The 5247-nt window shown below is 45.3% G+C and carries 7 protein-coding genes and 2 pseudogenes; 6 read left to right on the top strand and 3 right to left on the bottom strand.

Annotated features, from left to right (window positions below; translation table 11 throughout):
- From H6F66_RS04155 to H6F66_RS28730, 4 genes and pseudogenes are all read left to right on the top strand, one after another.
- Window positions 1–92: pseudogene (locus H6F66_RS04155) on the top strand (IS5/IS1182 family transposase); the annotation flags it as partial.
- 177 nt (window positions 93–269) lie between these two features.
- Complete coding sequence (locus H6F66_RS04150; protein WP_190418509.1) at window positions 270–824, top strand: GNAT family protein; 555 nt, start codon at window positions 270–272, stop codon at window positions 822–824.
- Window positions 825–915: 91 nt separating this feature from the next.
- Window positions 916–1506: a TetR/AcrR family transcriptional regulator gene (locus H6F66_RS04145; protein WP_190418507.1), complete on the top strand. Its 591-nt coding sequence runs from the start codon at window positions 916–918 to the stop codon at window positions 1504–1506.
- Window positions 1507–1577: 71 nt separating this feature from the next.
- Complete coding sequence (locus H6F66_RS28730; RefSeq protein WP_277873915.1) at window positions 1578–1700, top strand: hypothetical protein; 123 nt, start codon at window positions 1578–1580, stop codon at window positions 1698–1700.
- Here H6F66_RS28730 and H6F66_RS04140 read toward each other — a convergent pair.
- Window positions 1683–2321 carry a Uma2 family endonuclease gene (locus H6F66_RS04140; RefSeq protein ID WP_190418505.1) on the bottom strand — a complete coding sequence of 213 codons (639 nt, stop codon included), beginning with the start codon at window positions 2319–2321 and terminating at the stop codon, window positions 1683–1685. The genes H6F66_RS28730 and H6F66_RS04140 overlap by 18 nt on opposite strands.
- Window positions 2322–2601: 280 nt before the next feature.
- Window positions 2602–3099 carry a DUF29 domain-containing protein gene (locus tag H6F66_RS04135; protein WP_190418503.1) on the bottom strand — a complete coding sequence of 166 codons (498 nt, stop codon included), beginning with the start codon at window positions 3097–3099 and terminating at the stop codon, window positions 2602–2604.
- Here H6F66_RS04135 and H6F66_RS28725 point away from each other — a divergent pair.
- Together H6F66_RS28725 and H6F66_RS04130 are read left to right on the top strand one after the other, a co-directional pair.
- On the top strand, window positions 3090–3212 hold the full coding sequence (locus H6F66_RS28725) for a hypothetical protein (RefSeq protein ID WP_277873914.1): 123 nt from the start codon (window positions 3090–3092) through the stop codon (window positions 3210–3212). The two genes, H6F66_RS04135 and H6F66_RS28725, sit on opposite strands and share 10 nt — an antisense overlap.
- A 164-nt stretch (window positions 3213–3376) precedes the next feature.
- The gene (locus tag H6F66_RS04130) at window positions 3377–4738 is read left to right on the top strand and encodes an NAD(P)/FAD-dependent oxidoreductase (protein WP_190418501.1); all 1362 of its coding nucleotides are present in this window, start codon (window positions 3377–3379) and stop codon (window positions 4736–4738) included.
- A gap of 270 nt (window positions 4739–5008) precedes the next feature.
- On the opposite strand, the pseudogene H6F66_RS04125 reads toward H6F66_RS04130, so the two are convergent.
- Window positions 5009–5247: pseudogene (locus tag H6F66_RS04125) on the bottom strand (transposase); the annotation flags it as partial.

Below are 5247 nucleotides of genomic sequence, written 5' to 3'. Positions count from 1 at the left end.
GACTCTCTAAGGATTATGAAATTTTGCCGCAGACGTCGGAAGCTTTTATCTATATCGCAAACATTCGTTTGATGTTACGACGCTTAGCTTAGTACACTTCTCAGACATCCTCTTAGGGTGGCAGGACATTTTAGACAGAGCGACAGCTTTTAAAATTCACCAGGCTATTCCCAACTCCCAACTGGTTTTCTTCTTTTGTATGAATCATTACCGCCCCCTGACAGACTTGATATGAATGAGTAAGTACCTAAAATCGAGGACAATTAGCGATGTTGAAGGGCGAACGAGTAACGCTACGGGGTATACGGCGGGACGATCTACCGAAACTGTGCGAGTTTAACAATGATTTAGCCGTTGAATTGGCAGGTGGAGGCGATCCGCCGATTCCTCAATCCCTGGAACGGCTGCAAGCAGAGTTCGATCAAAATGCTGCTAAAGGTGGACGAGATGGCACTTGGTTTGCGATCGAGGCAGATGGCAAGTTCATTGGGCAGTGCGGCTTGGTTGGTTTTGATATATTTCAGGGGGTGGCGCGTGTCTGCGAATTAGGCATTGCAATTGGGGATAAGGAATATTGGGGACGTGGCTACGGTCGTGAAACGATCGCATTGCTGCTGGATTATGCGTTTCGATACTGGAATCTACATCGAGTTTGGTTGAGGACAAATTCAAGAAATGAACGCGCGATTCGCTGTTATCAATCCTGTGGATTTGTAGAAGAAGGTCGCCTCCGGGGTCACGAGTGGTATGACGGCAGCTATATTGATACGCTGTGCATGGGAATATTGCGGGAGGAGTGGGAGCATATTAAGAAACAAGACTGATTGCATCTAACGCAACTCCCCATTTGACAATTCTTTGAGAACGCTTGAAGCAAATTGTCCTTGAGAACGTTGTTTGGGCGAAGATGAGTTTATGAGTAAACCTATCAAAAGCCCGCCTGGACGCCCACGTAGCGAAAAATCTCATCAAGCGATTCTACAAGCAACTCTTGAGCTGCTAGCAGAAATGGGATATCAATCTATGAGCATCGAAGCGATCGCTGCACGCGCTAAAGTGGGCAAAACTACCATTTATCGGCGGTACAGTTCCAAAGAAGAACTGGTTGCAGACGCGATTGAAAGCCTCAGAGAGGAAATATTGATACTAGACACAGGCAGCCTCTGGGGAGATATTGATATCCTCATTGAGAATGCAGCGAAAATGGTACTCAGCCCCTTAGGTCGTCAAACTGTTGCCCTAATTATTAGTACAGCGTCTAGCAGTCCGACTTTTGCCCAAGTCTACTCGAAAAAATACCTACAACCGCGACGGCAAGCCTTTGGAGCCGTGCTGGAACGTGCTAAGGCTAGAAATGAAATCCACACAGATATAGAACCCGATTTAGTCTTCGACCTGATGAGCGGAGCAATGTTATATGCGATGGTCTTTCAACCCACTGATGAGACATTTGAGGCATATATTCGTCGTGCTTTGGAGCTTTGTCTCAAAGGTAATACTGTCTAAAATCGCATCGAGGCAGGTGTTCTGTATCGGTTAAGCTTTTCTGGAAGTTGCTCGACTTCCTTGGTGTCTCTATGACGCCAACCATAGATTTACCGCAAGAGCCACTAACTTTAACAACTCTGCTGACCAGCGCTTCCCGATTGCGATCGCATTATCATCTTCTGTATTTTTCGGATTTAATTCTCACTTGCTAATTTTTGTCGTAACTCCCGAATCGCAACGCTGGTATTGCGCTCGGAGGCAATTCGGAAACACTCTGTGATGAATGCTGAAACATTAATATTGGGAAAAAAGCGGCTACTGGTTACAACCGTGTAGCGATCGCTCTGCAATTGGTAAATCTGAAGCTGGTTCTTTTTATATAACCAAACTTCCGGCACTCGATAGGGCAGGTAGTCGTTTACATCAGTGTAGCTGGTTACATCTATCTCAATTACTAAATCGGGGGATGGTTCGATGCCCCAGTTGATTCGATCTTTCCCTGCAACATCTGCCCAGTTATCGATATAGAAGCAGTAGTCCGGTTCAATGCCGCTAATCTCTGGCAGTTCCATTGTGATTGGGGTAAACGCTTCGTAGTCCCGCCCTAAATGGTCTAGGAGAGCTATTACGACCATTGCAATAACGTGGGCTTCTCGTCCGTGTCGGGGTAGCGGTGACATTAACAGAATCTCTCCGGGTCGATACTTAATGCGCGGTATTGAGCGATCGCCTAGTTGTTCAGTTAGCGCTTGATAGTCCTGCCAACTACCGGGTAGCCGCACCACTGAGCCTGCGGGTAACTGGATTTTCTCTGGTGTGATAACTGCAAACATTGAACTTATACCTCCACCTCCACTCTAATCCTTGTATTGCACCTAGCCATCGTGTCGCAGCACAACAAAAATATTTTGCTCCAAAAAAGTATGGATCGTCTCATCAAAAATCTGACTAATCTTTTTATAAACTCATAAAAATTGATGTTAGAAAAATTTTGTAAAACTATCTGTCAGAAATGAATCGGTAATTCAGGCAACGTGAATATTCGAGTTTAGAGTAACAAGGCAAGTCAAAAGGGCGATGCGCTGAGGCGCTACCGCACTCTTTTGCTCCCAATCATTCCATTACTTCATCTGTCGCAGGTTCACCTGGATAGAAGACTTCTCTTAAAGTTTCCTCTAACGTATAAGGACATTCTTGGGGAAAGGTTGAAAACGGCAGGTTGGTTTCTCCTGATGCTAAATCCCTCCCGTTCTCATAAGCTTCCTGTAGAGCCTCATCAAGATAAGGCTTCAGACTAGGATTATCTCTTAGCAATTTTAGGCTCTCCCGCCGTTGTACTCGAATCGTTGCTAACCAACTACGGCTGCGTCGTTCTGGTTGATATTCCCATTTCAACAAATGCCCAATTAACACACTCAATCGATTTCGTAGTTCTGCACGTTGTTGTTTTCCCAACGATTCAATCTCCTCGATTAAATTGGGCAAGTCAAGCTGAGTCCATTGCTGCTGTTGGAGGAGGAGTGCTTGTTGCTGAGTCCAAGCGTAGAAGTCGGTTTCGTAGAGGTTCTGCATCAGGCTTCCTGCTGTCTGTTGGTTTTTTGGTGTTTGCATCGCGCCGTCAAAACCAGGAAATCGTTATCCCAATTTTAGAGCCACTGGCAAAAGCGCGATCGCGTTTTATCGTTCACCATGCGATCGCTTCCCACCAACTACCTCTTCGGTAATACTTTTTTTACTAAATAGCCCTACCTGTAGCCGCCGCTACGCTTGCTTTAAACTAGGCACACTAAGGTAATATGAACATCTGTAACGAAAACCTCGTCAGTTGGTAAAGAAATGTTTGTTCAACGACAGCCACGGGCAACATAAAACAAAGGATGTCAATTTTATGGTAAAACCAGTGGAAAATCAGTCTCCTCACAATGTAGTTATTGTCGGTGGCGGTTTTGGCGGACTATATGCAGCCAAAGCACTTGGTCGAGCTCCTGTCAATGTGACGCTAATCGATAAACGCAACTTTCATCTATTTCAACCACTCCTTTATCAAGTCGCCACGGGTACACTTTCCCCGGCTGATATTTCCTCCCCTCTCCGCGCTGTAGTCAGTGAAAACGAGAATACTAAAGTGATTATGGGAGAAGTGAAGGATATCGATCCAGAACAGCGAAAAATATTCCTGAGTGGGGAAGAATTAAATTACGATACTCTGATTGTTGCTACAGGTGTCAGTCATTTCTATTTTGGAAATGATCACTGGGAAACCGTAGCGCCTGGTTTGAAAACTATTGAAAATGCGCTGGAAATGCGGCGGCGCATTTTTATGGCGTTTGAAGCGGCGGAGAAAGAAACCGATCCGGAAAAACGGCGTTCCTGGTTGACATTTGTGATCGTTGGTGGTGGGCCAACAGGAGTAGAATTAGCGGGAGCGATCGCAGAATTAGCCTTCAGCACCCTCAAAAAAGATTTTCGCAACATCGACACCGCAGAAGCGAAAGTTTTGTTGCTGGAAGGAATGGATCGCATTTTGCCACCCTACGCACCAGACTTATCGGAAAAAGCCGAAAAATCCCTCAACAAATTGGGCGTAACTGTGCAAACAAAGACGCTAGTCACGAATATTGACAATAATATTGTCACCACAAAACAAGGAGATACAGTCGAAGAAATTCCCGCTAGAACAATTTTATGGGCTGCTGGGGTCAAAGCTTCGGCGATGGGAAAAGTTTTAGCAGAACGCGCAGGCGCTCAACTCGACCGTTCGGGGCGAGTAATCGTTGAAGCTGACCTGAGTCTAGCAGGACATCCCAATATTTTTGTTATTGGGGATTTAGCGAATTATACTCATCAAACCGGGAAACCATTACCCGGTGTAGCGCCTGTAGCGATGCAGCAAGGCGAGTATGTCGCCAACCTAATTAAACAGCAACTTGCTGGTTACAGTATGCTACCGTTCCAGTACATTGACCGAGGAAGTTTAGCAGTTATTGGACGTAATGCAGCGGTTGCAGACCTTGGTTTTGTGAAATTCTCTGGTGTAATCGCTTGGTTAATTTGGGTATTTATCCACATTTATTATCTCATTGAATTTGACAACAAACTGATAGTGCTGCTCCAGTGGGGCTGGAACTATTGGACGAAGAAACGCGGCGCACGTTTGATTACTGGTGAGGAATCAAGTGGACGAATAGCAGTTGACGCTAACGGTGATTTTTATGCGCCAGCGAAAAGCAAAGAAGCGGTGGAAGTTTAAACGCAAAGGTACGCTGATGTTAGCGCAGAGGTACAAGAGAGAAATAAAAACCCCCGGCGATGTTCGTAATCACGGCTGTATAAACTATCGTCCACCTGAGACGACTTTTCGACCCAGGCTTGACGAATAAAATTCTGTGTAGCCGCGAATTTTATTCGTCAAGCCTGGGCTTCTTTCTTGTACCTTTGCTTTTTAAAGCAATACCGTTTACATAAGGATAATTGTAGCGGCCAGTTTTTTCGGCTTACCACGAGATACTAAGCGCTCTTAAAAAGCTTTAATCGCCGGATTATGACTCATGGCAACAACAGCACCCATATAAAGAGTCGCTCGAACCAGGGCAAGACCACCATTAATCATCCGCTTACCTTTGTGTTGACCACTATCATGATTAGGCAGGGTAAGCTCATCTAATTTGGTATAAATTGTACTTGACAATAAATCTGGGGTCTGAGAAGTGAAAAAACAAGCAATGCGAGCGCCGGAAAATCTCCAGGAGTAGGCTGATA

Origin of the sequence: Trichocoleus sp. FACHB-6 (assembly GCF_014695815.1) — a bacterium.
GTDB classification, from domain to species: Bacteria; Cyanobacteriota; Cyanobacteriia; order Cyanobacteriales; family FACHB-T130; genus Funiculus; species Funiculus sociatus.
Note: the sequence above shows the minus strand (reverse complement) of the source record. Positions and strands in the feature narration are given on the sequence as shown.

Excerpts from the sequence above, each read along its gene's own strand:
- H6F66_RS04150 (WP_190418509.1), top strand. The coding sequence starts at position 270 with ATGTTGAAGGGCGAACGAGTAACGCTACGGGGTATACGGCGGGACGAT.
- H6F66_RS04145 (WP_190418507.1), top strand. The coding sequence starts at position 916 with ATGAGTAAACCTATCAAAAGCCCGCCTGGACGCCCACGTAGCGAAAAA.
- H6F66_RS28730 (WP_277873915.1), top strand. The coding sequence starts at position 1,578 with ATGACGCCAACCATAGATTTACCGCAAGAGCCACTAACTTTAACAACT.
- H6F66_RS04140 (WP_190418505.1), bottom strand. The coding sequence starts at position 2,321 with ATGTTTGCAGTTATCACACCAGAGAAAATCCAGTTACCCGCAGGCTCA.
- H6F66_RS04135 (WP_190418503.1), bottom strand. The coding sequence starts at position 3,099 with ATGCAAACACCAAAAAACCAACAGACAGCAGGAAGCCTGATGCAGAAC.
- H6F66_RS04130 (WP_190418501.1), top strand. The coding sequence starts at position 3,377 with ATGGTAAAACCAGTGGAAAATCAGTCTCCTCACAATGTAGTTATTGTC.